At 63.2% G+C, this 25,319-nt stretch carries 21 protein-coding genes; 8 read left to right on the top strand and 13 right to left on the bottom strand.

Features of this window, described 5'->3' with window-relative positions; all coding sequences use genetic code 11:
• Positions 1-82 precede the first annotated feature (82 nt).
• Positions 83-1,759: an MDR family MFS transporter gene (locus tag AUR04nite_RS11630; RefSeq protein WP_141365175.1), complete on the bottom strand. Its 1,677-nt coding sequence runs from the start codon at positions 1,757-1,759 to the stop codon at positions 83-85.
• A gap of 29 nt (positions 1,760-1,788) precedes the next feature.
• Complete coding sequence (locus tag AUR04nite_RS11625) at positions 1,789-2,454, bottom strand: TetR/AcrR family transcriptional regulator (RefSeq protein WP_141365172.1); 666 nt, start codon at positions 2,452-2,454, stop codon at positions 1,789-1,791.
• Positions 2,455-2,577: 123 nt separating this feature from the next.
• Between AUR04nite_RS11625 and AUR04nite_RS11620 the strand changes: the two genes are divergently transcribed.
• On the top strand, positions 2,578-3,144 hold the full coding sequence (locus AUR04nite_RS11620; RefSeq protein ID WP_141365170.1) for a GNAT family N-acetyltransferase: 567 nt from the start codon (positions 2,578-2,580) through the stop codon (positions 3,142-3,144).
• 9 nt (positions 3,145-3,153) lie between these two features.
• Here the strand turns inward: AUR04nite_RS11620 and AUR04nite_RS11615 are convergent, their stop codons facing one another.
• The 5 genes from AUR04nite_RS11615 to AUR04nite_RS11595 all read right to left on the bottom strand — a co-directional run bounded on the left by AUR04nite_RS11615 (position 3,154) and on the right by AUR04nite_RS11595 (position 8,723).
• Positions 3,154-4,344: a dipeptidase gene (locus AUR04nite_RS11615; protein ID WP_141365168.1), complete on the bottom strand. Its 1,191-nt coding sequence runs from the start codon at positions 4,342-4,344 to the stop codon at positions 3,154-3,156.
• Between the two features lie 24 nt (positions 4,345-4,368).
• Complete coding sequence (locus tag AUR04nite_RS11610) at positions 4,369-5,694, bottom strand: hypothetical protein (RefSeq protein WP_141365166.1); 1,326 nt, start codon at positions 5,692-5,694, stop codon at positions 4,369-4,371.
• A gap of 140 nt (positions 5,695-5,834) precedes the next feature.
• Positions 5,835-7,247, bottom strand: a complete 1,413-nt coding sequence (locus tag AUR04nite_RS11605; protein WP_141365164.1) for a class II fumarate hydratase — start codon at positions 7,245-7,247, stop codon at positions 5,835-5,837.
• 96 nt (positions 7,248-7,343) lie between these two features.
• Entirely contained in the window at positions 7,344-7,979 is a 636-nt protein-coding gene (locus tag AUR04nite_RS11600) for a carbonic anhydrase (protein ID WP_141365162.1), read from the bottom strand.
• Positions 7,980-8,051: 72 nt separating this feature from the next.
• A complete protein-coding gene (locus AUR04nite_RS11595) occupies positions 8,052-8,723 on the bottom strand; it encodes a DUF4245 domain-containing protein (RefSeq protein ID WP_141365160.1) in 672 nt (223 codons plus the stop codon).
• A 169-nt stretch (positions 8,724-8,892) separates the two neighbouring features.
• Between AUR04nite_RS11595 and glpX the strand changes: the two genes are divergently transcribed.
• Positions 8,893-9,915 carry a class II fructose-bisphosphatase gene (glpX, locus tag AUR04nite_RS11590; protein ID WP_141365158.1) on the top strand — a complete coding sequence of 341 codons (1,023 nt, stop codon included), beginning with the start codon at positions 8,893-8,895 and terminating at the stop codon, positions 9,913-9,915.
• An 87-nt stretch (positions 9,916-10,002) separates the two neighbouring features.
• On the opposite strand, the gene manA is transcribed toward glpX, so the two are convergent.
• The 4 genes from manA to AUR04nite_RS11570 form a co-directional block, all read right to left on the bottom strand.
• Positions 10,003-11,202 (bottom strand): mannose-6-phosphate isomerase, class I, encoded by a 1,200-nt coding sequence (manA, locus tag AUR04nite_RS11585; protein WP_141365156.1) that lies wholly within the window; start codon positions 11,200-11,202, stop codon positions 10,003-10,005.
• A 66-nt stretch (positions 11,203-11,268) separates the two neighbouring features.
• On the bottom strand, positions 11,269-12,903 hold the full coding sequence (locus AUR04nite_RS11580; RefSeq protein ID WP_141365154.1) for an LCP family glycopolymer transferase: 1,635 nt from the start codon (positions 12,901-12,903) through the stop codon (positions 11,269-11,271).
• Between the two features lie 18 nt (positions 12,904-12,921).
• Positions 12,922-13,452 carry a 5-(carboxyamino)imidazole ribonucleotide mutase gene (gene purE / locus AUR04nite_RS11575; RefSeq protein ID WP_141365151.1) on the bottom strand — a complete coding sequence of 177 codons (531 nt, stop codon included), beginning with the start codon at positions 13,450-13,452 and terminating at the stop codon, positions 12,922-12,924.
• 73 nt (positions 13,453-13,525) lie between these two features.
• A complete protein-coding gene (locus tag AUR04nite_RS11570) occupies positions 13,526-14,686 on the bottom strand; it encodes a 5-(carboxyamino)imidazole ribonucleotide synthase (RefSeq protein WP_141365149.1) in 1,161 nt (386 codons plus the stop codon).
• A gap of 238 nt (positions 14,687-14,924) precedes the next feature.
• Between AUR04nite_RS11570 and AUR04nite_RS11565 the strand changes: the two genes are divergently transcribed.
• The gene (locus tag AUR04nite_RS11565) at positions 14,925-15,512 is read left to right on the top strand and encodes a GtrA family protein (RefSeq protein WP_141365147.1); all 588 of its coding nucleotides are present in this window, start codon (positions 14,925-14,927) and stop codon (positions 15,510-15,512) included.
• A 34-nt stretch (positions 15,513-15,546) separates the two neighbouring features.
• Here the strand turns inward: AUR04nite_RS11565 and AUR04nite_RS11560 are convergent, their stop codons facing one another.
• Positions 15,547-16,260, bottom strand: coding sequence for a TIGR03089 family protein (locus tag AUR04nite_RS11560; protein WP_141365145.1), 714 nt, complete (start codon positions 16,258-16,260; stop codon positions 15,547-15,549).
• Positions 16,261-16,556: 296 nt separating this feature from the next.
• Between AUR04nite_RS11560 and AUR04nite_RS18435 the strand changes: the two genes are divergently transcribed.
• The 3 genes from AUR04nite_RS18435 to AUR04nite_RS11545 are packed head-to-tail and all read left to right on the top strand — an operon-like array spanning position 16,557 to position 22,542.
• On the top strand, positions 16,557-17,081 hold the full coding sequence (locus AUR04nite_RS18435) for a WhiB family transcriptional regulator (RefSeq protein WP_141365143.1): 525 nt from the start codon (positions 16,557-16,559) through the stop codon (positions 17,079-17,081).
• Positions 17,027-20,557 (top strand): glycosyltransferase, encoded by a 3,531-nt coding sequence (locus AUR04nite_RS11550; protein ID WP_141365141.1) that lies wholly within the window; start codon positions 17,027-17,029, stop codon positions 20,555-20,557. Before AUR04nite_RS18435 ends, AUR04nite_RS11550 begins: the two co-directional genes overlap by 55 nt.
• Entirely contained in the window at positions 20,557-22,542 is a 1,986-nt protein-coding gene (locus AUR04nite_RS11545) for a DUF5719 family protein (protein WP_141365139.1), read from the top strand. The genes AUR04nite_RS11550 and AUR04nite_RS11545 overlap by 1 nt, the downstream gene beginning before the upstream one ends.
• A gap of 60 nt (positions 22,543-22,602) precedes the next feature.
• Here the strand turns inward: AUR04nite_RS11545 and AUR04nite_RS11540 are convergent, their stop codons facing one another.
• Positions 22,603-23,061: a metallopeptidase family protein gene (locus AUR04nite_RS11540; RefSeq protein WP_141365137.1), complete on the bottom strand. Its 459-nt coding sequence runs from the start codon at positions 23,059-23,061 to the stop codon at positions 22,603-22,605.
• Between the two features lie 66 nt (positions 23,062-23,127).
• Here AUR04nite_RS11540 and AUR04nite_RS11535 point away from each other — a divergent pair, with 66 nt between their 5' ends.
• Together AUR04nite_RS11535 and AUR04nite_RS11530 are read left to right on the top strand one after the other, a co-directional pair.
• The gene (locus AUR04nite_RS11535) at positions 23,128-23,526 is read left to right on the top strand and encodes a DUF3499 domain-containing protein (RefSeq protein ID WP_141365135.1); all 399 of its coding nucleotides are present in this window, start codon (positions 23,128-23,130) and stop codon (positions 23,524-23,526) included.
• Positions 23,527-23,683: 157 nt separating this feature from the next.
• Positions 23,684-25,033 carry a TIGR01906 family membrane protein gene (locus AUR04nite_RS11530; protein WP_141365133.1) on the top strand — a complete coding sequence of 450 codons (1,350 nt, stop codon included), beginning with the start codon at positions 23,684-23,686 and terminating at the stop codon, positions 25,031-25,033.
• Positions 25,034-25,319: the final 286 nt, after the last annotated feature.

Genomic DNA, 25,319 nt, shown 5'->3' with positions numbered 1-25,319 from the left:
GCCGCCACAGATCCTAGGCGGCAAAAAAGGGGGATGCACCTCTTCGTTTGGAAAAGGTGCATCCCCTCATTGGCGGGTGCTGCTATTTCGTGCCAGCGTCCGAGCCGGGATCGGAGCTGTGCGCGGCCTCGTTCGTCGACGCCGCGGCTTCCTTCTGCGCGGCTTCGATGGCTTCAGCTTCCTCGCCGCCCACTGCTTCGCCGCGGGCCACCATGCCGGCCTGGTCGGAAAGCGGGATCTGCTTGAGGAACAGCGCCAGCGCGAAGGCGACGACAAGGAACGGAATCAGGTACCAGAACACCGGTGCCAGCGAATCCGCGTAGGCGGTGACGATTCCGTCCTGCAGCTGCTGCGGCAGCTGGGACATGGCAGCTGGATCCAAGGTCGCGGTGGCCTGGCCGGCATCGGCGGCGCTGGCCCCGGCGCCGGAGAAGACGTCCATGAGCTTCTCGGAGAGCCGGTTGGTAAACATTGCGCCGAAAATGGCCACGCCCAGCGAGGCGCCGACCTCGCGGAAGTAGTTGTTGGTGGAGGTGGCCACGCCGACCATTTCAGGGGCCACTGCGTTCTGCACCACCAGCACCACGACCTGCATGATCAGGCCCATGCCCGCACCCAGGATGAACAGGTACACGCAGATCAGCCACAGCGCGGTGTCGGCGCTCAGCGTGGTGAAGCAGACCATTGCCGCCAGGGTGATGATGGTGCCTGCGATCGGGTAGCCCTTGTAGCGTCCGGACTTGGTGATGGCGATGCCGGAGTAGATTGAGGTGCCCATCATGCCGGCCATCATCGGGAGCATCAGCAGGCCGGATACCGCCGCCGAGGTGCCCGAAGACATCTGCAGGAAGGTCGGGACGAAGGCGATGGCGGAGAACATGCCGATGCCCAGGGTGAAGCCGATGGCCGTCGCGTTGATGAATACCTTGTTCTTGAACAGGCTCAGCGGAATGATCGGATCCTCCGCGCGCGCCTCGACCGCCAGGAAGATGAGCATAGCAACGACCAGGCCTGCGCCCCAGGCCCAGGTTTCCAGTGCATCCCAGCCGTGGGCGGACGAACCGCCGAAGTCGGTGAAGAAGATCAGGCAGGTGGTGGCGATGGAAAGGAAGACCACGCCGAGGATGTCGATCTTCTTTTCGGCCTTCTTGTTCGGGATGGTCAGGGCAAACCAGGCGATCAGGAAGGCCGCGACGCCAACAGGGATGTTGATGTAGAACGCCCACTGCCAGGTCATGTGGTCCACGAAGAATCCGCCCAGCAGCGGGCCGGCTACTGCCGACAGGCCGAAGATGCCGCCCAGCGGCCCCATGTATTTGCCTCGTTCAGAGGCCGGAACGATGTCGGCGATGATGGCCTGCGACAGGATCATCAAGCCGCCGCCGCCAAGGCCCTGCATGGCGCGGAAGACCACGAAGGTCCAGAAGTCGGTGGAGAATGCTGCGCCGACCGAGGCCAGCGTGAACAGCGCAATGGCGATGAGGAACAGATTGCGCCGTCCCAGTACGTCGCCGAACTTGCCGTAGATCGGCATCACGATGGTGGTCGCCAAGAGATACGCGGTGGTGATCCACGCCTGGTGTTCCACGCCGCCCAGCTGGCCGACGATGGTAGGCATCGCCGTAGAGACGATGGTCTGGTCCAGGGATGACAAAAGCATGCCGGCGATCAAGGCGGAGAAGATGATCCAGATGCGCCGCTGGGTCAAAAGCAGCGGTGCATCACCCGGTGACTTCCGGGGTTCTGCGGTGGTTGTCATGGTGTTCCTTGCGAGTAGGAATGGAAGTTTTAGTCGTGGGGGAGGAAGAGCGGCTGGGAGAAGAGCTCCTTCGCCGCAGTCAGCACGGTGATGAATTCATCGGCAAGGCTCTTGGCCCCGGCGTTGGCGACGTAGTTGTCGATGGCTTTCATGCAGCAGAAGCGCATCGCGTGGGCCAGGAAATGGAACATCGGATGGTCTGCCGGGACGCCTTCGCGCTGGGAGAGCAGGTCGAGGAACTCCTGCTCCTTTTTCGGTCCCATCTGCATCATGCGCTGCAGCAGCTCGGGTTCGCGGTGGGCCACCTTGAACATTCCGTGGGTGCAGACGATCGCCTGCTCGTCGAAGGTGAGCTGTTCGAGAACCAGTGCGACGGTATCCGCCAGCAGTGTGGGGGAGATGCCGGTGATTCCTTCGGGGCGCGCCGCGATGAACCGTTCCAGCGCGCCCTCTGGCATGTCGTCGCTGCTGTGCCCGAAGATGGCGTCGAGTTTTCCGGGGAAGTAGTTGAAGAAGGTGCGGCGGGAGATTCCCACCTGTTCGCACAGCTGCTCGATGGTGAAGCCGTTGTATCCCAGCTCGGCGGTCAGGGCGCGGGCGGTGCGGGTGATGGACAAGCGGGTCTTCAGCATCCGCTTGCTCAGTCCTTCAGCGGCTGGCTCCGCCGAGTCGCTATCTTTTGCACTATTTCCCATACGGTGCAGTTTTGCACTATTTGACTGATAGTGCAACAAATGTGATTTGCTCCATAAGCCCGCCCCGACCAGGCCGCCGTCGCGAAGTTGGGGCGGCTGGCCAAACGTGCCTAAGCTGACTTGATGGAAGCAATTGAACTGCGCAAACCCACCGCCGCCCTCCACGCCTCATGGCTGCAAAGCTGGGAAGAATGGGGCACGACAGATCAGGACGGCGCATCGGTGTTCTTTGCCGAAAAGTTCGGCTGGGACCTGTCCACTGCGGCCGGCTTCAGCCAATGGGTGCAGCTGCTGAACGACCTGGAAAACCCGCAGTTCCAGCCGCCGGCCGGATTCGTTGCCCAAAGCACCCTGTGGGTCTGCCAAGGCGACGAGTATCTCGGGGCAGTCAGCCTGCGCCATGAGCTGGCCAATGACTACCTTGCCGTCGTCGGCGGCCACATAGGCTACGGCATCAGGCCAGGAGCCAGGCGCCGGGGACTGGCGAAACTTGCGCTCGCCGGAGCCTTGGACGAGGCACGCGGGCTGGGCCTGGAACGCGTGCTAGTCACCTGCAATGATTCGAATGTCGGGTCATATAAGACCATCGAGTCGCAGGGCAGCGTGCTGGAACGGGTCATTCCTCGGGCCGAGATTGCCGAAACTTTCGGTGCGCAGGATGCGGTGCGGCGCTACTGGATCGAGTTGTAGGCGGCGGGTCTAGGACTCGGGCAGCACTTCCTTGAGCACCCGGATGGTGTTGCCGCCCATAATGGCTGCGATCTCCGATTCCGAGTGGCCGCGCTGCAGCAGTTCCTGGGTAATCAGCGCGATCTGACTGGCGTCCCACGCGACTTCGGTGGCCCCGTCAAAGTCGCTTCCCAGGCCTACGCTCTGGATTCCGCCGACCTTGATGACGTGTTCGATGGCGTCAACCACTGCGCCGACGCTGAGCGTGCAGACTGCCGCATCCCAATAGCCGATGCCAACCATGCCTCCGGTGGCTGCGATCCTGCGGATCTGCTCGTCGCTGAGATTGCGATTGACCTTGCAGGTGGCCTGCACCCCGCCATGGCTGAAGACCACCGGACGGGTGGCCATGGACAGCACGTCATCGATGCTCTGTTCGCTGGCATGGGCAAGATCCACCACGATGCCCAACTGTTCCATGCGCTTGACGGCCGCGCGGCCAAGATCGGTCAGCCCTCCCTTGGCTTCGCCGTGCATGGAACCGGCAACTTCGTTGTCGAAGAAGTGCGTCAGCCCCGCCATGCGCATGCCATCTGCATACAACAGGTCGAGGTTCGCCAGGTCGCCTTCCAGGTTCTGCAGACCCTCCACCGAAAAGAGTGCTCCGGTGACCTTGTCGCCCTGTGCCCTGTCGGCCAGCAGCTGCTCCAGCTGACCCTTTGTGGTGATGGTCCGCAGCGATCCGTTCGAGCGTGCCGCGTTGTCCTTGAGCTTTTGGGCGTGGAACCGCGAGCGTTCCAGCAGGGAGAACCAAGTCCTGGGAGGCTGCAGCTGGGCGATGCTCAGCAGGGTGATGTTATCCGAGTCGGCGCTGTTCGAATCATAGTTCTGCCCCACCGGGGATTTCGACACCGAAGAGAAAATCTGCAGCGCAACATTGCCTTCCTGCAGCCGCGGCAGATCCACGTGGCCTCGCTGAGCCCGTGTGAGCAGTGAACGGTCCCACATCAGCGTGTCCGCATGCATATCGGCAATTGCCAGCTTGTTGTGCAGCGCTTGGGCAGGTTCATCTACCGCGGGCAGGTCGGTCTTCGCCAGCTGGTTTCTGCCGCGTTCAACGATGCCCGGGGCAACAACGAAGAACGCTGCCAGGGCAAGGGCCAGACCGGCGCCGATGCCCAGCAGCAGGCGTTTGGTACGAGATGATGTGGCCTGGCTCATGAGCCGAGACTAGCAGAGCAGACCCTAGCCGCGGCCAGAATCCCCGGGAATGAACCAAGCCCGCGAGTGTTCGAAGCGCCGGGCATGTCCATTGATGCCGGCAGGCCGCAGGTCGATCTCGTCCAGGCGGCCCACCGACGGCGGGGCGCCTGGGGCAGTCATGGGTTCTGCGGCGTCTTCCTGATCCGGGTCGAAATAGGCGGAATCATTGATTTCAACCGCACCCTCAGAGTTGATCCGGCCGGGGAATCCGGTGAATGCCGCACCGGCGAACCCAACCAGCAGGCGGGTCTGGGAGGACGTGGCGGCAGAACGCGGCACCTCGGAGAGCATTTCCCACAGCCATGACGCTTCGGCGACGCGGCAGAACTCTTCCGTGCTCAAGGAGTTGACTGCAGTGATTCCGTGCGCAGGACAGTGGGTGCTGGCGCTGATGAAGTCGCTGTCGCGGATCTCCTGCGCATCATCGGGAAAGAGCTGGATGAGCTCAGAAAGGCAGATGCAGCGATCCGCCAGTGCGTCATTCGCGGTGGAAATGTCGCCGCCTGCCAAGCCGTCGTCGAAGACCATCCCCAGTTCCGCTTCCACCTGTCCGAGGTCCCAGACCACCGGCCCCACGGCGGAGCGGGCCGCCAATGCGGTGGCTGTCCGGAAGATCCAGACCACGCCGATGCAGCCCAGCAGAAGCGCGCCGGCCATCACAACGTCGGAGAAGCTCTGGTCCTCCAGCTCTTGGGCGCTGCGGCCGGCCTCGTCGGCAAAGACCTTGCCGGCAAACCAATACAGCGCCCCCGCGGCGGCCAGCGAAACGAACGCCCAGAAAAGATTGAAGCCCATCATCCCGCGCAGCGCCGCCGCGGCGTCGCCATCCAGCTTCAGGTCCTGGCCCGCCGCGCTGTTGCGCGCCAGCCGGCGCAGGTAGCGGATCTGCGCGGTGAGCAGGACGGAATCGATGAGCAGGGGGATGGATGCCGCAGCTGCTCCGGCAGTCCAGAAGACTGCCTCCGGGGAGCCGTCAATGAAGTGGGTGGCAGCCGCTATGCCCAGCAGTATCGGCGCCAGGGCGGTATTGAATCCCCGGACCAGCCATCCTGCCGCGCAGAACAGCACGACCAGTCCGATGCTGGCAAGCCCGAACATGTCAATCCTGCGGTAGAGGCCGTCGAAGACCGGCGCGTCGAAATCCTCGAAGTGGTTGAAGCTGAAGAAGATGGCCACGGCGGTGGCCAGGACAACCAGCCATGAGGCCATCTGCATGCCGCGGCGTGAAAAGCGCCGGGGGATCTGGGCCCACTGCCTGCTGGTGGGGACAACCCGGCGGAAGCCTGCTGGTCTGGATGATCTTTGCATGCCTCATTCTCCGTTGCGGCGGGTTAGATCACCAATTCTGCAGGCCCGTCACGGTCCCTGCAGGAACGGCGAAGCGCCCGGGGCAGTTCACGCTGAACTGCGCCCGGGCGCTTTGCCGGTATTCCTTGGGACCCAGCCGGCTAGTGCTTGCCGACCATGGTGGAAACATCCAGCAGCGTGTCCAGCTGTGCTTCGGTCACTTCGCCGCGTTCGACAAAGCCCAAGGCGATGGTCGCCTCGCGGACGGTCAGCCCGTCGGCGATCGCCTTCTTGGCGATCTTCGCCGCATTCTCGTAGCCGATCAGCTTGTTCAGCGGCGTCACGATGGACGGCGAGGCTTCAGCCAGGAAGCGTGCGCGCTCAACGTTGGCGGTGATGCCGTCGATCATCTTGCGCGCCATCACGGTGGTGACGTTGGAGAGCAGGCGGATGGACTCCAGGAGGTTGGAAGCCATGACCGGGATGCCCACGTTCAGCTCGAAGGCGCCGTTGGTGCCAGCCCAGGCGATCGTGGTGTCATTGCCGATGACCTGTGCGGCTACCTGGACGGTGGCCTCGGAGATCACGGGATTGACCTTGCCCGGCATGATCGAGGAGCCCGGCTGCAGGTCGGGGATGGAGATTTCGCCCAGACCGGTATTTGGGCCGGAGCCCATCCAGCGCAGGTCGTTGGCGATCTTCATCAGCGAGATGGCGATGGTGCGCAGCGCCGCGGAAGCCTCGACCAGCGCGTCGCGGTTTGCCTGGGCTTCAAAGTGGTTGCGGGCCTCGGTGATCGGCAGGCCGGTGTCTTCGCCCAGCAGCTTGATGACCTGCTGCGGGAATCCTTCAGGGGTATTGATGCCGGTGCCCACCGCAGTGCCGCCCAAAGGCACCTCTGCTACGCGCGGCAGCGCGGCCTGGATGCGTTCGATCCCGTAGCGGACCTGTGCCGCATAGCCGCCGAATTCCTGGCCCAGGGTGACCGGGGTGGCGTCCATGAGGTGGGTGCGGCCGGACTTGACCACGTCCTTGAACTCGGCCGACTTGGCTTCCAGGGAGGCGGCAAGGGTATCCAGGGAAGGGATCAGGTCGTTGAGCAGGGCGTCGGTGGCTGCCACATGGACCGAAGTAGGGAACACGTCGTTGGACGACTGGGAAGCGTTCACATGGTCGTTGGGGTGCACCTCGGTGGTGCTGCCTGATGCTTTCAATGCGCGGGTTGCCAGTTCGGCGATGACCTCGTTGGCATTCATATTCGAGCTGGTGCCCGAACCGGTCTGGAAGACGTCGATGGGGAAGTGGGCGTCGAATTCTCCGGTGGCCACCTGGTCTGCGGCGTGGATGATGGCTTGCGCGCGCTCATCGTCCAGGACGTTCAGGGCCAAGTTGGCGCGGGCGGCGGCCTTCTTCACCTGGGCCAGTGCCTTGATATGCGCTGACTCCAAGCCCTTGCCGGAGATGGGGAAGTTCTCCACGGCACGCTGGGTCTGGGCTCGGTAGAGGGCTGCGGCGGGTACGCGGACCTCGCCCATGGTGTCATGTTCAATGCGGAATTCGTCACTGTTGGTCATAGGGCCAGATTACGCCCGATCTGCAAATAAATAACAGACCTATGCCGTAAATATCACAACCAACAGTGACGTTCCACGAAGTAGGGAATAAACCTCTTAGTCGAGGTCCAGTCCGAGGCTTGAAACCAGCTGCGCCTGTCCGTCTTCCAGCACGTAGGCGACGCCTGCCACAGCGGTGCGGCCCTCGTCGATGGCCTTGGCAATCACGGTGGAGAGTTCAACCAGGCGATCGGTGGTCTGCTTCACGTGTTCGATGACGGTGCCGTTGACGTCGGTGATGCCCTGGCGTTCCGCCGCCTGCACGGACGGGGCGATGTGCTCAATGAGGTCGCGGACGAAGCCCTTGGGCATCTCGCCGTCGTTCTTCGCGTCGATGGCGCCGGTGACAGCGCCGCAGGAGTTGTGTCCGAGGATGACGATTAGCGGCACGTTGAGCAGGTCCACGGCGAATTCCAGCGAGCCCAGGCTTGCCAGATCGATGACATGCCCCGCGGTGCGCACCACGAACATGTCGCCCAGGCCCACGTCGAAGATGATCTCCGCGGCCAGGCGGGAATCCGAACAGCCGAAAATTACGGCGAAAGGTTCCTGGCTGTTCACCAGCGACTGGCGGCGGGCGCTGTCCTGGTTGGGGTGTTCGGTTTCTTCATTGACGAAGCGGAGGTTGCCTTCGCGAAGGCGGGCCCAAGCTTCGTTGGGAGTCATAGACTGCTCTACGGTTTCATGAGGCATAGTTAGGATTCTACGGGGTGCAGTGTTCGATTATCGAATGAATCCCGTTTTGCCGGTGAAACATTAAGAAATCTAGTCCAGCTGGGCGTCGACCTTTTTGGCCATTTCCACCAGCTCTTCCTGGCCGGTATCGCTGGAGAGGATGATCGTGGACTTGCCCTGTTCGGAGATTAAGTAGGTATTCGCATCCTTGGTGCGCTTCTCCCACGAAACTCCGTCGATCTGCTCGGTTCCGGCGGGAGCCGCCGCATCGGTGATCAGCGCAACCCAGGTGGGGTTGGCATCCTTGGCCTGGCGTACCCAGACGAAGCTCTTGTCATCGGAGACCACGCCGAACTCCCAGTAGGGAACCCCTTGGACCGCGTTGTTCTGCCAGCGGGCGAAGTTGGCGTACTGGCCTTCGTCCAATGGAGGGGCCAGCAGCTCGTAGCCCACGGCGTCACCGGCCTGCTGCGCGGTGGCAGCCAAATCGACCTTGGAATCGAAGGCCTTGTCGCTGGGCTGCGGGTTGAGCAGGTACAGCGGAAGAAAGACTGCAATGCAGAAGCCGATGGACAGCAGCATGCCCTTGAGGGTCTGGTTGGCGCGCTTTGCCTGCTTTTCGGTCAGCTGCGGCTTGTAGGGGAGATCCTCAAAAGTAGCGTTGGGGTCGTCAATGCCCCGGCGCTGGGTTTCAACGTTTCCGGAATCGGCGTTGCTGGAAGCGGAATCGGGCATGGCGTTCTGGTTATTCTCGGGCTGCACAACACTTATTCTCCCCGAACTTCCTGTGTAATTCGAACTTCAGTGCCATAGCCCACGTCGGGCTGTGTGCGAAGCGTCGACGACACGCAACGCCCCGGGAAAACCAAACACGGTAGAATAGAGGTGTTTGCATAGGTGCAAGACTACGACTGAAGTGATTGGATCTTTCGTGACCGAAAAGAACAATTTTGCCCACCTTTCTTCGCGACTGTCGGTAACCGACGCGGAGCCGGACCGCAACCTGGCGCTGGAGCTTGTCCGCGCCACGGAGGCGGCTGCCATTGCCTCCTCGCCATGGGTTGGCTTCGGTGACAAGAACTCCGCCGACGGCGCAGCAGTGGACGCAATGCGCGGCCTGCTCTCCACCGTCAACTTCAACGGTGTCGTGGTGATCGGCGAAGGCGAAAAAGACGAAGCCCCGATGCTGTTCAACGGCGAGCAGGTCGGCAACGGCGAAGGCGCCGAGTGCGACGTGGCAGTCGACCCGATCGACGGCACCCGCCTGACCGCACTGGGCCTGAACAACGCACTGTCCGTGCTGGCAGTAGCCGACCGCGGCACCATGTTCGACCCATCGGCAGTCTTCTACATGGAGAAGCTGGTGACCGGTCCGGAAGCAGCCGAACTGGTTGACCTACGCCTGCCGGTCAAGCAGAACCTGCACCTGATCGCCAAGGCCAAGGGCAAGAAGATCAGCCAGGTCACCGTGACCGTGCTGGATCGCCCGCGCCACGCAGGCCTGATCGAAGAGATCCGCGAGGCAGGCGCCCGCACCAAGCTGATCATGGACGGCGACGTTGCCGGCGCCATCGCCGCAACCCGCGAAGGCACCGGCGTGGATGCGCTGATGGGCATCGGCGGCACCCCTGAGGGCATCGTCACCGCCTGCGCCATCAAGTCGCTGGGCGGCGTGATCCAGGGCCGCCTGTGGCCAACCGATGACGAAGAGAAGCAGAAGGCCATCGACGCAGGCCACGAGCTGGGCCGCGTGCTGACCACCAACGACCTGGTGACCTCGGACAACTGCTACTTCGCAGCCACCGGCATCACCGATGGCGACCTGCTGCGCGGCGTGCGCTACAAGAACGGCCGCATCTCCACCCAGTCGATCGTGATGCGTTCCAAGTCCGGAACCATCCGTTTCGTCGAGGGCGAGCACAAGCAGGACAAGTGGGATGCCTACACCCGCTAAGCCAGCGGTCAGGCAGCCATAAGACACCGCGAGCCGCGAACCACCATCTGGTGGTTCGCGGCTCGCGGGTTTAACAGCGGAAGTGCGTCAGCGCTCTTGGGCACTAGCGGCGAACAGCGTGCCGGCCTCAAGGGCAGCGGCGGAGGCTGGCAGCTCGTCGGCGCCGACCAGCACGGACTGGCCGCGGGTGAGCGTCTTTTCTGCCTGCGCGGTGCGCACGGTGAAAGATCCAGCGGTGCACAGCAGTACCGAGGCCCCGTGCAGCTGCAGTGTCACCGGCTCCTGCGCCTGGGGGCAGTCGATGACCTGCAGCTGGAACTCATCGAAGTCCGGCTGGTAGAGGCTGCTGTTCTCCGCGGCCCCAACTGGTTCGAGCAGGGGAGCGGGGGCTGGCTGGGCAATGGTGACATCCAACAGCTCGGCCACGTCGATGTGCTTGCTGGTCAGCCCGCCGCGCAGCACGTTATCCGAGTTAGCCATCACTTCGATGCCCAAGCCGCGAAGGTAGGCATGGACATTGCCCGCGGCCAGGCTGATGGCCTGGCCCGGGCGAAGGAACACCAGGTTCAGCAGCAGCGCCACCAGCACTCCGCAGTCGCCAGGATAGACCTGGTTGATGCGCACCAGCTCGGCCAGCTGCACCTGGGCGCAAAGCCCTGCATCGGCGGCGATCGCGGCGCACAGGTCCGTCACGACAGCTGCGATGTCCTGGTCCGAACCCAGCACGAACTCAAGAGCCTGCGCCAGCGGGTCGGGCCCCTGCAGAACCTCGACGAGCTGCGCAAGCACGGCGGCGCTGTCTGCATTGACATGAGGCTGCAGTGCAGCCAGGTCGTTGATGATGGCCGCTGGTTCGCGGAAGCCTGACAGCGCCGCGAAGTCGGTCAGCGCATAGAGCATCTCCGGCTTGTGGTTGGCGTCCTTGTAGTTGCGGTCGGCTGCATCCAGCGGCTTGCCGGAGGCGTTTTCCTTGGCAAAGCGCGACTTGGCCTGTTCCAAGGTCGGGTGGACCTGGATTGACAGCGGCTGGGCCGCCGAGAGGACCTTGACCAAGAACGGCAGCGAACCGTAGCGCTGGGCGATGTCCGCCCCCAGAATCCGCTGCGGGTCTTCCGCGATCACCTGATCGAGGCCTGCTCCCTGCACGGTGCGGCTGGGGCACCCGGGATGGGCGCCCAGCCACATTTCAGCCTGCGGGCTGATGGATTCCTCCAGCCCAAGCAGCTCGGTGATCTGATTTTCGGATCCCCAATGGTAGTCCCTGATCGTGTTGTTCAGTTCAAACACGTCTGATTGCCTATACCTTTCACAAACGGATACGGGTTGCCAGTCGGTTGGGGGGGTCTTAACCGTTTAGGGCACCGAGCATTCGTCGTTGTTGGCGGCGATCGCCGCAATGCGCGAAGTGTAGCCGTTGATCTCAAGCTGGACCAGGTACTCTTCGGTGATCGGGCTACCGTCCGGCTGGAGGAACTCTGAGCTGTCGCCGTTGGACAGCTTCGGGGCGTTGTTGATGTCCGAAGCGTCATCGGTCTCTTCGGCGGACTCAGTGGCAGGTGCGGTCGAGGATTCGGCCGCCTCGGTGGACTTGGCAGGATCTTCCGACTTCTTGGATTCTTCCTGCTTCTTCTCCTTCTTCGGAGCGCTCTGCTTCTCGATGATCGACTGGATGCGCTCCTGGATCTTGTCGAATTCAGGATAGGTGGAGAAGGAACGCGGGAAGTCCGGAGCGCCGAGGGTCAGACGGGCGAAGGGCTGGGAGGAGACCTTCTCCGCCACGGCGACGAACGACGAGAGCTGGCTTGCAGGAATATTCGTCTCCACCAGCTGCTCGCCGGCAGACATGATATTCGTGAAGTTCGTCAGAATGGTCTGCGGGGTGGCCTGCTTGATGATTGCCTGCTGCAGGCACTGCTGGCGCTTGATGCGGTGGTAGTCGTCGGTGAAATCGCGGGAGCGGGCGAACCACAGCGCCTGCTTGCCGTTGAAGGTCTGGGTGCCGGGGGCGAACCAGTGGGTGCGCACGTTGGTGCCTTCCCACTTCTTGGCGTTGTAGGGGACCCAGCCGCCGGAGTTGATAGTCACTCCGCCCAGCGCGTCGACGAAGGTGGAGAAGCCAGCCATGTCGACCATGACGTAGCCCTGGACCTTCAGGCCGGTGGTGCCTTCCAGCGCATCCATGGCCGCCTGGGCGCCGACGTTCTTCACCGACTTCGGGAAGAGGTCTGCATGGTTGTCCACCGCGTCGCGGTAGATCGCGTTGAACAGGCATTCGTTGCCGCAGTTGTAGCCGTCGGGCCAGGCCTTGGTCATCGGGGAGCCGGGGGCGAAGCGTGCGCCCTGGAAGTTGCGCGGCATGGAGATCAGCAGGGTCTTGCCGGTCTTTGCGTCCACTGACATCAATGCCACGGAGTCGGTGCGCACGCCGTCGCGGTTCGAGCCCGAGTCGGCGCCGAACACTGCAATGTTGTAGCGGCCGTCCACCGGGTCGAAGGCAGGTCCTGCCTCGAAGACCTTCTCAATGGTCTGGCGTCCGGTATTCAGCAGCGAAGCGCCGTAGATGAACACGCCGCTAGTGGCCACCACCGCGGCCAAGGTGAAGACCGTGACGATCACGCGCATGCCCGGGGCGAGCATCTTCGGCTTGATGATGACCAGCGTGTTGATGAACATGATCAGCCACAGCACCGCGAGGGTGCCGAGCACAATGATCAGAAACAGCTGGAAGTTGGGGTGTGCCACCCATCCGAGGATGATGGAGCGGTTGGTGAAGTAGATGACCACCAGCCCGATCACTGCAAGCCAGCACAGCATGGTGACCGAGACGGCGATGCGTCCCAGCTTGCGGTTGCCGGCGATAAGCTGTGCGCTGCCCGGGAAGAAGATGGTCATCAAGACCAGTATCAGGGCGCGCTTGCTGCGCTGCGGAGAGCTAATGGTCTCCGGGTTGCGCAGGGGACTCGGAGCGCGGTGAGTGGCTGAACCCATGTACTTGTGTGACTTTCCCTAGGAGGCGAAATTCTCGTTGGCGACCTCTGCACGCAGCGAAGCGCCCTTGGCGTGGGCTGAATCGCGCAGAGAATCTGCGAACTGAAGCAACTTTACCTGCAACGACTGTGCAAGCTCGTCGGTTCCAGCTGCGAGCATGCGCACTGCGAGCAGGCCTGCGTTGCGCGCGCCGCCGATGGAAACGGTTGCTACGGGCACGCCTGCCGGCATCTGGACGATGGACAGCAGGGAGTCCATTCCATCGAGCTTAGCCAACGGAACTGGTACTCCGATGACAGGAAGCGGTGTAACTGATGCAAGCATGCCGGGCAGGTGGGCGGCGCCGCCGGCACCGGCGATGATGATCCGCAGCCCGCGCTCGTGGGCCTGCTTGCCGTACTCGATCATTTCGGTGGGCATGCGGTGTGCGGAGACCACATCTGCTTCGAAGGGGATGCCGAACTCGGCCAGGGCCTGGGCCGCAAGGCGCATAACTGGCCAGTCGGAGTCCGAGCCCATGACAAGGCCGACAAGTGGTGCTTGGGTCATTGCAGTGTTTCCTTGGGTGTCGTGAATAAAGCGCCGCCGCCGTTGTGCAACAGCGGCAGCGCTCGTGAAAATATTAGGCTTCGGCCGGTACGCCGTCGCGGATCAGCGCGGCGACCTGGTCGGCCTTTGCGCGAAGTTCATCAACGGTTTCACCGTTGTTTCCCACGACGTTCACATGCCCGATCTTGCGGCCGGGGCGGACCGACTTGCCGTAGGCATGGACCTTGACCTCTGGCGCGGCCGCCAGTGCCGCGGCAAAGGAGGAGAACAGGTCCTGGTTTGCGCCGCCGAGGTAGTTCTTCATCACGGTGACGCCAAGTTCGCGGGTTTCGCCCAGCGGCAGGTCGAGCACCGCACGCAGGTGCTGTTCGAACTGGCTGGTGACCGAACCGTTCATGGTCCAGTGCCCGGTATTGTGAGGGCGCATGGCCAGCTCGTTGATCACGAAGCCGGCGCCGACGCCTGGAGTCTCAAAGAGTTCGGCGGCCATCACGCCGGTAACGCCGAATTCTTCGGCGATGCGCAGCGCCGCATCTGCGGCGGTCTTGGCGGTCTCGTCGGAAATGTCTTGGGCGGGGGCGATCACTTCGTCGCAGACGCCGTCGACCTGGATGGTGTGCACAACCGGCCAGGCCTTGGCCTCGCCGGAGGGGGTGCGGGCGACCAGCGCCGAGAGCTCGCGGGAGAAATCGACCTTGTCTTCGGCCAGCAGGGCGCCGTTGGTGAACCAGTCGGCGGAGTCGCGGGCATCGTCGGCCGAGTCGAGGATGCGTACGCCCTTGCCGTCGTAGCCGCCGCGCGGGGTCTTGAGCACGATCGGCCAGCCGATCTTCTCGCCGAAGGCCACCAGCTGTTCGACATCTTCGACCTTGGCCCATTCAGGGTTGGGCAGGCCCAGCTTTTCAATGGCCGCGCGCATGACCAGCTTGTCCTGGGCATGGATCAGCGCCGCCGGGCGCGGCTGGATGTTGACGCCCTCATTGATCAAGGTGGTGAGGAATTCATTGGGCACGTGCTCGTGGTCAAAGGTGACGACGTCCTTGCCCTTGGCGAATTCACGCAGGGTCTCCAGGTCCTTGTAGTCGCCGACTGGAGCGTCGGGGACGCTGCGGGCGGCCGAGACGTCGGGTCCTTCGGCCAGAACGTGGAGTTCAAATCCGAGATTCAGGGCCTCAGGGGCCATCATGCGGGCCAGCTGCCCGCCACCAATTACACCAATTTTTGGAAAGCTCACCCCTCTAGATTAGCGAATTGCTGGGCATCCTTTTTCTGCAGGGCGGGTAATGCGAGCAGATGCTCGGACAATTGCCAGAAAAATTCGATAAAATGAACGAATATTGCCTTTGCTTTGAAGCGGTGGAGACAATACCTAATTCATACCGTGTGAGGCAGCCGATCCTGCCTCGACCAATCTGACGAACCGCCGCCAGGGCCTTGGCTCTGCGGCCGCGGCAGGTGTTCTCTGGAGGAAAATGTTCGAGCGGATCAGGCAGAAAATCACTGGACTCGTCTCGCTGTTATGGCGTGAAGTGGCGAAGTTCGGTGTTGTCGGAGGCATTGCGTTCATCATTGACTCCGGCATCTACGTATGGCTGCTGCACGGTCCGATGAGCAATTCCCAGGTGAAGGCGAAGATCATCGCAGGCATCGTGGCGACCATCTTCTCCTGGCTTGCCAACCGCTACTGGACCTTCCGCCACCGCCGCCAGGCAAATGTCGTGCGCGAACTGGTGATGTTCCTGATCATGAACGCCATCGGCTTGGGCATCGCCGCCGCCTGCGTGTGGGTCACCAAGTATTGGATCGGCCTGACCGACGCCACCAGCCTGTTTATTGCAGGTTCCGTGGTCGGCCTGATCCTGGGAACGATCTTCCGATTCTTCGCCTACCGCTTTTGGGTCTTCGGCGCGGAAATGGATCAGGAGGAGAAGTTCGCCCACGATCACGAGCTGCTGGGCACCGCATCCCATGACGTGGTTTCCACCAAGACCCAGGAAGCTTCCGGAAGCGACGGTTCGACAAACGAATCATCGGACACCGGAAGCGTTCCTACCGTCTAATCCCTGCTGGCACTAATCTCTGTCGACTGGGCGTCTAGGGCAGGTAGTCGAAGGTGATTCGTTCACCTTCGTGAAGGCGCTCGGTGGCCTCGACGCCTTCGCCGAGCAGCACAATGGCATCTCCTGCGCGCCACTGGGCCACCGCATAGGGCAGCAGCTCAAGCAGCGGAATCTCGGCGCGAACCAAAATGGTTCCCCTGGACTCGGCCTGAGCATCGAACAGCGACTGCAGTGTCAGCGGCTCTGCGCCGGTGGAGCCGATGATGGCTGCCGCAGTACCGGAGACAGCGCTGGGGTAGAACTGGTCGGCATAGGTGCGTACCGAAGCATTGAAATCTTCTGCCACTGGCCCCAGGTCGTCCCCGAAGGACAGCGCCAGGGCGGCGGGGTTGACGGCGAGGATCTCCGCGGAAGCAGGAATCTGTGCGTCATTCGGAGCATCGGTAATCCACAACGCAGCCTCGGCGGCCAGTTCGCCGCCGGCATCTACCAGCGTTGCGCCATGGTGCAGCGAAGCCAGCGCCAGCACGAGGGACTTCCAGTGTGACGAAAGATTCACCACGACGATGTCGCCTTCATCCAAGCTGAACAGCTCGGAAAGCATATTCGCGCTTTTAGCCACCCAATTGTCGAATACCCGACCCGAAAGCTCGATGCGCTCACCGTTGGCTGCATACCAAGTCAACCAAGGAGAAGCCGAGCGCCGGTGGGGGGAAAGCAGGTCTTCGACGAATGTGCTGGAAGTCAAGTTTTTACTCACCTATGCCTTGATTTTCTATGCTGAGAATTCACCAAGAATTCAGGCAAGTTGCGACTCGCCCGGTTGATCAGCGTGTTTATACGGCGTGTTGTGCCGAGAGTTTCCTGAGAAGTGTTCTTAGAATACCGTTCCCGCTTGACTCTAGCCGAGTTACACAGATGTAATTAGATGGTGAGTTTGGCCCTGCCATCATTTCCAATACTTTGATGGACTAAATGGTGCCGAATGGATCGGGAGCTTTGAAACCCGGTCTTCTCAAATCAACGTGAAAGGTCAACATCACCATGGCGAAGGTGGAGCAGGGGTACTCCGAATATTCGACCTCGGCTGTTGCGTCTGCTCAGTATGGGCTGGAAAACGCACCGTCGGATTGGTTTGTCGATCCGCAAGCCGGAGAATTTTCCCGGCTTGCCGTGGCAGCAGATCTTGAATCGGCTGCAGACGATCTGCGCAAGGGCAGCGACTCTATTGCGGACGTCGAAGAGGTTTCGGCTGCGGGCTCGTGGGCGCCGCAGCTTGATGAAGACGATGAGACGCGCGAATCGATTAAGGCTGTCTGGCTCGGAGTCGGGCAGGAAGTCGATGAAGGAGAGCTGGGCTGGCAGGCCCGGGCGCTGTGCGCCCAGACCGATCCGGAAGCGTTCTTCCCAGAAAAGGGCGGCTCAACCCGCGACGCTAAACGAGTTTGCGGCGCTTGTGTAGTACGTTCGGAGTGTTTGGAATACGCGTTGAGCAACGATGAGCGTTTTGGAATTTGGGGAGGGCTCTCGGAGCGCGAACGCCGCCGTCTACGGAAACGAGCAATCTAATTCGTCCGCCAATTCACGTCACCGCCATCGTTGCTACGCACGATGGCGCTGACTTTTTACCACGTACCTTGGCCGCGCTGCGCAACCAGTCGCGGCCTGTTGAACGCTACATCGGTGTTGATGCATCATCCACCGATGGATCCCTTGAAGTACTCAAGGCAAATCTGCCGTCGAACGCAGCGCTGCTGGTCGCTGATGAAGGTTCGTTGGGCCTGTCTGTGGACGTGGCAGTCTCGCAATTGCCCGAAGCACGCGCCGACCGCGACGAATGGTTGTGGATCATCCACGACGACTCCATGCCGGCCCCCGACGCACTGGAGCATTTAACCGGTGCCGTAGAAGCGTCCGAATCGGTGTCCATTGCCGGTTGCAAGCTGCTGGATATCGACAACCCGCGCCACCTGGTGGAAGTTGGCCTGAGCGTTGACCGCAAGGCCCAGCGCCTGACCCTGATCGATACCGACGAAGTCGACCAGGGGCAATACGACGGACGCAGCGACTACTTCGCCGTCTCCTCGGCAGGCATGTTCATCCGCCGCGAGGTCTTCGAATACCTCGGCGGATTCGACCAGGCGATTCCCGGCCGCGGCGACGACGTGGACCTGTGCTGGCGCAACCGCCTGGCCGGCTACCGTGTGGTGGTCGTGCCGGAAGCGAAGATGTACCACCAGGTTGAGGTCGTCGAAGCGCTGGCAGGACCGCGGGAAGCCAAGCGCTCCGAAGTATTCCAGCGCCTGAAGTTTGCCTCCCCGCTGGGCCTGCCCTTCCTGTGGGTGGGCATCCTGCTCGGCGGAATCGGCCATTTCCTCACGGCCCTGCTGGCCAAGGATCCGGGACACGGGTTCAGCTACCTGGGCTCCACGCTGCGCGGACTGTTCTCGACGGTGAAGCTCGGGGCCTCGCGGCGCAATGTCAGGGACATCCGCAACGTTCCGCGCCGCCAGGTGCGCAAGCTCATGGCCAGCGGCTCCCAGGTGCGCGAATACCGCCGCAACCTCGATACCGGCCGCGAAGACTCCCGCGTCTTCGGCGATGGCAGCGGCTCGGACGGGGCAGTGGAGCCAAGCGGCGACAACTTCTCCGACTTTGTGCGCATCGCCAGGCCGCCGCGTACCACCGCGGTGTTCTCGCTGCTGCTCGCCCTGATCATTTCCACAGGCGTGTCAATGGTGGCGTGGCGTTCGCTGTTCGGCGCGAGCGCGCTGTCCGGGGGCGCAGCCCGTCCGTTCTCCACCACCATGACAGAGATCGGAGCCAACGCGCTGTCCTGGTGGCAGAGCGTCTCCACCGGCTTGAGCGCGCCCGCGGACAATACCGACTCGCTGTTCTGGATCTACTCTGCGCTCAGCTTCAACCACGCCAACGACGCAGCGGTGTACATGTTTTACGCCGCCATGCCGCTGGCCGCACTGAGTGCCTGGTGGGGGATCGGCGTGGTCAGCCGCTCGCGTGCCGTGCGCTTCATCGCGGCCCTGGTGTGCGCGTTCTCGCCGTCGCTGGTCTCTTCTCTGGCTACCGGCCGAGTCGGTTCGGTGCTGGTGCACATCATGGCCCCGCTGCTGTTCCTTGCGGTGCTGCGCGCCATGGGCACCAGCGTGCCGGTTGAGGGCAAGCTGCCACCGACCGCCGTCCAGGCCAACCGCACCGCGTGGACTGCATCTGCCTGCGCGGCGTTGATCCTGTGGATCGTGTCTGCCGGCTCCATGGCCTTCTTCCTCTTGGCAGTGCTTGCCATCTACCTTCTTGCAGCCTTCTCGCCGCTGCGGGCCAAAACCCTGTGGTGGGTGCCGCTGCCTGCAGTGGTTTGGAACCTGCCGTTGCTGATCGCGGCGCTGTCCAACCCGCGGTTGCTGTTCACCGAACCCGGTGCTGCCACCGCCTTCAACCCGGCCCCGCTGTGGCAGATGGCGCTTGGCTTCCCTGAAGAATTCGACGCGGCCGCCGCGCCGCTGGGCTTCGGATTCCTGCCGCAGGGCCCGTGGGCTCTGGTGGCGGCGCTGCTGGTCGGCGCCCCGATCGTGCTGCTGGCACTGGCCGGCGCCATCGGCGCCTCGGCAAGCACCGATGGGTCCATGCGCCGCAACTCGCGCCGGCTGGTTTGGGCCGCGGCGCTGTCGCTGGCCGGAGGCTGGGCCGTCGGGTTCATCCCTGTGGGTCTTGACTCGCACACCACCGTCAGCGCCTATACCGGGCCGTTCGTCTCCTTCGCCATGTTCGCGCTGATTGCCGCTGCGGCCAACGCCTGCGCCGCACTGCGCCACGAGCAGCTGCCGCGCACCGTGCGCCGCCCAGCCAGCAGGGGCCTGCTGGCAGTGATGGCAGGCCTGTCGGCGGTGGTGATTATCGCCAGCGGTGCCATTGGCTTGGCCGCCCAGCTCAACAGTGAGAACCCCGAGGGCAAGCTCGCTGTGCTGGCGGCTCCGCTGCAGGTGCACCCGTCGAACCAGCGCACCATCCCCGCCACGGCGGCGGATGCCGGCCGCTCGGAGATCCATGAGCGCACCCTGGTGCTGACCCCGCGCGCCTCCGGCGAGGTGGACAGCCGGATCGTTGCCGGCAACGGCGAGACCGTAGATACGCTCAGCCGCTATTCGCAGGTGGCCCAGTTGACCGGACCGCTGCTGGACCCGAAGCGCAACGACTCGGCCGCGGCTGAAAACGTGCAGCGCCAAGTGGTGGCAATGCTGCTCTCCGAATCGGGACTCGATGCCCGCGAACAGCTGCGCGACCTGGGCATCGGCTATGTGGTGCTCAACGTCGGCGGCGAAGCGGTGTCCTCCACCGTGCGCGTGCTTGACGCCGCCACCGGCTTGGCCTCCGTGGGCCAGACCGACAGCGGCTGGCTGTGGCGCGTGGACTACCAGAGCACCGAAGCCAACCAGGGCGCCGGCTTTGCCCGCCTGGTCAACGCGGACGGCTCGGTCACCGTGCTTGAAAGCAGCCGGGCGGCGATCCAGGACGTGGAAATTCCCGCCGCTGATTCGCCTCGGACCCTGGTGCTTGCCACCGCGGCGGATCCCAAGCTGCGCGCCTACCTGGGCTCCGAATCCCTGCGCAGCGTCGGCTACCCGGTGGACTCGAAGAACCAGTGGGCCCAGGCCTATGAAGTTCCGGCCTCTGGCGGGACGCTGAGCCTGGTGCACCGCGAGCCGATGGCCATGCCGATGCTCGTGATTTCCTCGGTGCTGCTGCTGGTCACCGTGCTGCTGGCGATTCCGGTGCCAAGTTCGCGCCGCTTCGCGAACTACCGCAATGACAGCTACAAGGTGCGCGAAGAACAGCACGGCGCCCAGCCAGTGGCCGACGGGGAGGCCGTGCTTGCGGCCGCCGAGCCGGTCACCGGCATGGTTGCCCAGACCGACCACCCGCTCAGCCGCCGCGAAGCGCGCGAGCGCGCCTCGGCGCTGCGCGAAAACCTTGAGCCCAAGGGCAGCGACAGATTCACCGACGACGAGCCAGGGCAGGAGAAGAACTAGTGAGTGACGAGTTGAACGTGAACGATCAGGATTCTTCCGCACAGCCTCCGCTGCCCGCTCCGAAGCCGGCATCCGACAAGCCCGCTCCGAAGCCGGCAGGGGACACGACTCCGGAACCGGTGCCTGCCAACCAGGCAAAGGATCAGGCGGACAAGGACCAGCAGGACAAGAGTCAGGCTGAAAATATCCAGGCCGAAGCGGCCCAGAAGACCGCACCTGCCAAGGATGCTGCGCCGGCTGTCGAGCAGGAACAGGCCAAGCAGCCTGAACCAGCCGAGAAGCCCGCACCAGCCAAGAAGCCTGAAGCACAACAGCCGGAGCGCAAGCCTGCGGGGGAAGAAGATAACCCCACCGCGAGCAAGCGCCGGCAGAAGCTGGACAAGGCCCGGGCGGCCGCCGTGCGCGAGGCGGAGCATTCTCCGGGACGCAAGAAGACCGGCGCAGTGCTGCTCAGCCTGGCCGCCGTCGTGGCATCCGCTGGATTGATCACCGCAGGTTCCCTGCTGGCACCGGCGGCCAACCCCATTGCAATGCCGGCAGGCGTCACCAGCCTGCCCGCAGGAGATGCCATCAGCGTCTGCGCCGCCACTCCGGCACTGCTCAAGGGCGTCGACGGCACCGACCCGCAGTTCGCGCCGGGCGCCAAGGACGTCTCCAGCAACCTGCGCAGCGCCGTGGTGTCAGACCTGGCCAAGCGCCTGCCCGGATCCAGCATCTCGAACGTGGACGGCACCGTGAACAAGTCGCTGACCGACAGGATCAGCGACGAGGACGCGGCCCAGGTGCGCAGCGCCGACGACCAGGGGCTGACCGGACGCACCGCCAAGGTCAGCACCTCCAACAACGCCAATGCGCAGCAGCTGTACACGGTGCAGCCGCTGGGCGGCCTGCCGTCCATCGGCAGCAGCCTGCGCAGCTTCCAGGCCAAGGACGGCGACCTGGCCGGCTTGGCCGCTGCGACCTGCCAGGCCCCAGCAGCGAACTGGCGCTTCACCGGGCTGCAGACCACCACCGGGTCCACCTCGGTGCTGCACCTGAGCAACCCAACCAGCACCTCCGCGCAGGTGGCCATCGACCTGCGCGGCCCAGAAGGGCTGGTCGACACCTCCACGCTGCAGAACATTGTGATCGCCCCGGGCCAGCAGCGCGCCATCGTGCTCGGCGGCTACGCCCAGAACCTGGACTCGGTAGCTGCCACCGTGACCAGCACCGGTGGCAAGGTCAGCGCCTATGTGCAGCAGGCGGCGCTGCGCGGGCTGACGCCATCGGGCGTCGAGCTGGTTGCGCCGAATGCCTCGGCGTCCAACACCCAGGTGATTCCGGGCGTGTGGATCGACAACAAGGACAACGCGAAGAAGCTCGCGGACGCAGACAAGTCGCTGGTTCCGCAGCTTCACGTCGCGGCCACCGGCTCGCAGGGCGCCGGCTACAAGGTCAAGGTGCTGGGCACCGACGGCGAAGTCGCCGCAAGCTTCGAATCGAACCTGGCTGCCGCCTCCAACGCCACGTCCGTCGTGAACCTGGACCAGCTGGCGGCCGGATACTATTCGATCGTGGTGGAGGCTGACGCCCCGGTGACCGCCGCGGTGCGCATGGTGCGCGGCTCCAACCCCAAGGACCCGACGGATACCGCATGGGCGGCCAGCGCCGCGGCGCTGGCCGGTAACCAGGTGATGCCGCTGTCCGCCAACGGCACCGGCAAGTTCGTCATCGCCGCACCGGCAGCCGACTCGTCGATCGACGCAGTCGTCGTGTCCAAGGACGGGAAGCTGCAGAAATCGCAGAAGCTGAACGTCAAGGCGGGGCAGAGCCTGGTCTTCGACCCGCGCGACGCCAGCGAGGATGCCCAAGCGGTGATCTTCTCCTCGGATGCCAACGCGTACATCGGGCAGGTCATCCTCGGCTCGGAGCAGTCGATCGCCTGGGCCGGCATGCCGCAGGCGAATGTCGGCCGCGACGGCATCGTCGTCAACGTCGGTGGCTGAGAACTGCCGAAAACAGAGGTCGAGGGCAGCGCATCCGCGCTGCCCTCGACCGTTTAACGGCTAGAAATCCGGGTCCTCCGGGAAATACTCTGGATCGATCTCATGCACCGGAATCATCCACAGCTCAGAGACCTCATGCACAATGCACTGGTGCACCAGATCCACCAGCTCCACCGGGGATGAGGCAATCTGCTCCAGCGGCAGGCGGTAGATGCTCACCCTGGCCCGCCGGCTGGCGGTTGCGGAACGTGAAGAAGACAGCGGCACCCTGTCGCCGGCCGCCTGGGCCATGTCCAGAAGCTTGTCGCTGGGCACCGGAAGGATGCGGAAGTCGATGAGCACCATGCGCGATTCCCAGCGCTGCGCCAGGCGCTGGGCGCTGGCCATGACCGCGTCGTCGAAGCGCTCCGGCCGCGAGCGGTAGCCCGGCAGGTGCATCGGCACCAGCGGCCCGCGCCGTCCCCGGCCATGCCGGCCGCGCCGCCCTGCACTGGGCTGATCAGGCAGTTTCTCGAACATGCTCCAACACTACCGCTGGAGCGGGCATTACCGCTGAAACACCGGGCGAGGAAGTAGACTTGGAGCGTGGAAGGTCTTCGTCTTTGCTCCCGCCCGGCCTGTCGTGAGACGGCACGCGCTACCCTCACCTACGTGTACGCGGATTCAACCGCAGTGCTGGGGCCGCTGGCGACCTACCCGGAACCGCACTGCTACGACCTGTGCGCCCGCCACGCAAACCGGCTGACAGTTCCCAGCGGCTGGAGCCTGATCCGCGGAACCATCCCAGATGTGCTCGAACCCGAAGATGAGCTGAACGCCCTGGTCGACGCTGTGCGCGAACCACGGCGGAGCACCCGAACCGCAAGGCATGCCGCCGGCCCGGGTGACGAGACCCCGGCAGTCCATCAGGTGCGCGGTCCGCGCCTGGACGGCAGGGTTCGGCTCTCGGTCCTGCCCGATGATTCCCCTGATGAACAGCGGTAATTTCTAGATCCCTTCATCAGCCCATGCATTGTGGTGTGGCTATCCATGCCGCGGGACAGGTTGCTGGTTATGCTGAAATCGCGGAGCCTTGCTATGCGCTCGTCTCGCAACCCCAAAAACTCATCACATGATCGTGCAATAAGCAGGAGGACCCCTCATGGCTGATGCTGCAAAGGACCCCAACGGGACTTCGGAAGCCGCGGCTGCGCAGATGCCCAAGGCCTCGCTGAGCCAGAAGGCTGAAGAGCTGGCTGCACGCCTTGAAGCACATAAGATCCAGGCCCAGGCGGAAGCGGCGGCCAAGGCCGACGCTGAACGCAAAGCCGACATCCAGGCTGCCTTCAATCGTGGTCCTGCCCAGAAGCCAGTGCAGCAAGCCGCGGCCGCTCAGCCGGAGAAGACTACTGTGCTGCCACGGGCCAGCGAGCCGGAGGAGTCAATTGAAGACGTGATCCGCGCGATCAAGCTTCCGCATGAAGTCGATGCCCAAGAACAGCCTAAGCCGCAGCCGAAGCCCGAGGCCAAGACCGAAGTGCAGAAGCCTGCCGCCGTCGCGGCGCCTGCGCCTACCACCGTGCAGCCGAAAGCGGAGCCGGCAGCTGCGCAGAAGATGCCTGCGCCCAAAGCTTCGGTGCCGCAGCCAGCTTCCGCACAGTCGAAAGATGAAGTGAATTCGACTACCGCAGCGGCGGTGGCGGAGGCTCGTTCGCGGGTCTTGGGAAACCACGGCTCCAGCGAAGCTCCTTCAGAGGCTGCGATGAAGCGCCGTGTTGCCCGCGACCGCGCGCTGAACTCCAAGCCTGCGCTGGCACGCCCCATGCAGATTCTCGTGGCGATCATTTTCCCGGTGCTCACCTTGATTGCAGCAATCCGCCTGGTCGCCACCCCTGGGTTCCTTGCCTTCTCCTATGCCCGTGCCGGCTTCCCTGCAGACATGTTTGGATTCAGCGCCCAGGAACGCCTGACCTATGGCAGCTATGGGGTTGACTACCTGAACAACTTTGCAGGTCCTGAGTACCTTTCGGGACTGGTCTTGCCCAACGGTTCCCAGCTGTTTACCGCTGGCGAAGTCCAGCACATGGTCGACGTAAAGAACCTGATCGGCTTCGCCTACGTCCTTGGACTGGTGTTGGCGGTCATCTTCATCATCGGTATCTGGTACTTGGCCAAGCGCTACGCCGGCGGCGTGCGCAGGGCGCTGTTCTCCGGCGCCCTGGTCAGCCTTGGTTTGATTGCGCTGCTGACGGTGGCGGCGCTGACCGGGTGGGAGCGCTTCTTCAGCGGCTTCCACGCATTGTTCTTCTCTGAGGGAACCTGGACCTTTAGCGTCAAAGACACCTTGATCCGGTTGTACCCGGAACAGTTCTGGATGGATTCAGCGCTGGCCATTGCAGGACTGATCGTCCTGACCATCATCATTGTGCTGATCACCTGCTGGCCCACTGGCCGCCGCCGCGAAGCCGCCCGGCTGCGTCAAGAAGCCCGGGTGTTCGGGATCAACAACTAGAAACAGTACCTAGCAAACAACTAGAAACAGTACCTAGCAATAGAGCCTGGTCGTATTGAACTGCTCCCCAAAAGTTGGACCGAAAAAGTCAAAAGTACTTTTGGGGAGTTTTTCATGCACTTGCGAAACACGCACCGAAAACCAGCAAGCACAACGGTTGGTTGAATCGTTCGAACAGGGACAACGCTTCAATGACGCTAATTCAAAAGCTCCCCATCCACTTCAAGTGAGATAAGTTTCGTTTACCCGACGACGTACAGCATGTAAACGCTCGCCCCGAAAAAGC

The organism is Glutamicibacter uratoxydans (assembly GCF_006539925.1).
Taxonomy (GTDB): Bacteria; Actinomycetota; Actinomycetes; order Actinomycetales; family Micrococcaceae; genus Glutamicibacter; species Glutamicibacter uratoxydans.
Note: the sequence above shows the minus strand (reverse complement) of the source record. Positions and strands in the feature narration are given on the sequence as shown.

What these genes read in the sequence shown, in the direction of transcription:
- purE (WP_141365151.1), bottom strand. Translation starts at nt 13,452, where the DNA reads ATGACCCAAGCACCACTTGTCGGCCTTGTCATGGGCTCGGACTCCGAC.
- AUR04nite_RS11615 (WP_141365168.1), bottom strand. Translation starts at nt 4,344, where the DNA reads ATGAGCCAGGCCACATCATCTCGTACCAAACGCCTGCTGCTGGGCATC.
- AUR04nite_RS11605 (WP_141365164.1), bottom strand. Translation starts at nt 7,247, where the DNA reads ATGACCAACAGTGACGAATTCCGCATTGAACATGACACCATGGGCGAG.
- AUR04nite_RS11530 (WP_141365133.1), top strand. Translation starts at nt 23,684, where the DNA reads ATGGCTGATGCTGCAAAGGACCCCAACGGGACTTCGGAAGCCGCGGCT.
- AUR04nite_RS11565 (WP_141365147.1), top strand. Translation starts at nt 14,925, where the DNA reads ATGTTCGAGCGGATCAGGCAGAAAATCACTGGACTCGTCTCGCTGTTA.
- AUR04nite_RS11580 (WP_141365154.1), bottom strand. Translation starts at nt 12,903, where the DNA reads ATGGGTTCAGCCACTCACCGCGCTCCGAGTCCCCTGCGCAACCCGGAG.
- AUR04nite_RS11540 (WP_141365137.1), bottom strand. Translation starts at nt 23,061, where the DNA reads ATGTTCGAGAAACTGCCTGATCAGCCCAGTGCAGGGCGGCGCGGCCGG.
- AUR04nite_RS11610 (WP_141365166.1), bottom strand. Translation starts at nt 5,694, where the DNA reads ATGCAAAGATCATCCAGACCAGCAGGCTTCCGCCGGGTTGTCCCCACC.
- AUR04nite_RS11600 (WP_141365162.1), bottom strand. Translation starts at nt 7,979, where the DNA reads ATGCCTCATGAAACCGTAGAGCAGTCTATGACTCCCAACGAAGCTTGG.
- AUR04nite_RS18435 (WP_141365143.1), top strand. Translation starts at nt 16,557, where the DNA reads ATGGCGAAGGTGGAGCAGGGGTACTCCGAATATTCGACCTCGGCTGTT.
- AUR04nite_RS11625 (WP_141365172.1), bottom strand. Translation starts at nt 2,454, where the DNA reads ATGGGAAATAGTGCAAAAGATAGCGACTCGGCGGAGCCAGCCGCTGAA.
- AUR04nite_RS11630 (WP_141365175.1), bottom strand. Translation starts at nt 1,759, where the DNA reads ATGACAACCACCGCAGAACCCCGGAAGTCACCGGGTGATGCACCGCTG.
- AUR04nite_RS11620 (WP_141365170.1), top strand. Translation starts at nt 2,578, where the DNA reads ATGGAAGCAATTGAACTGCGCAAACCCACCGCCGCCCTCCACGCCTCA.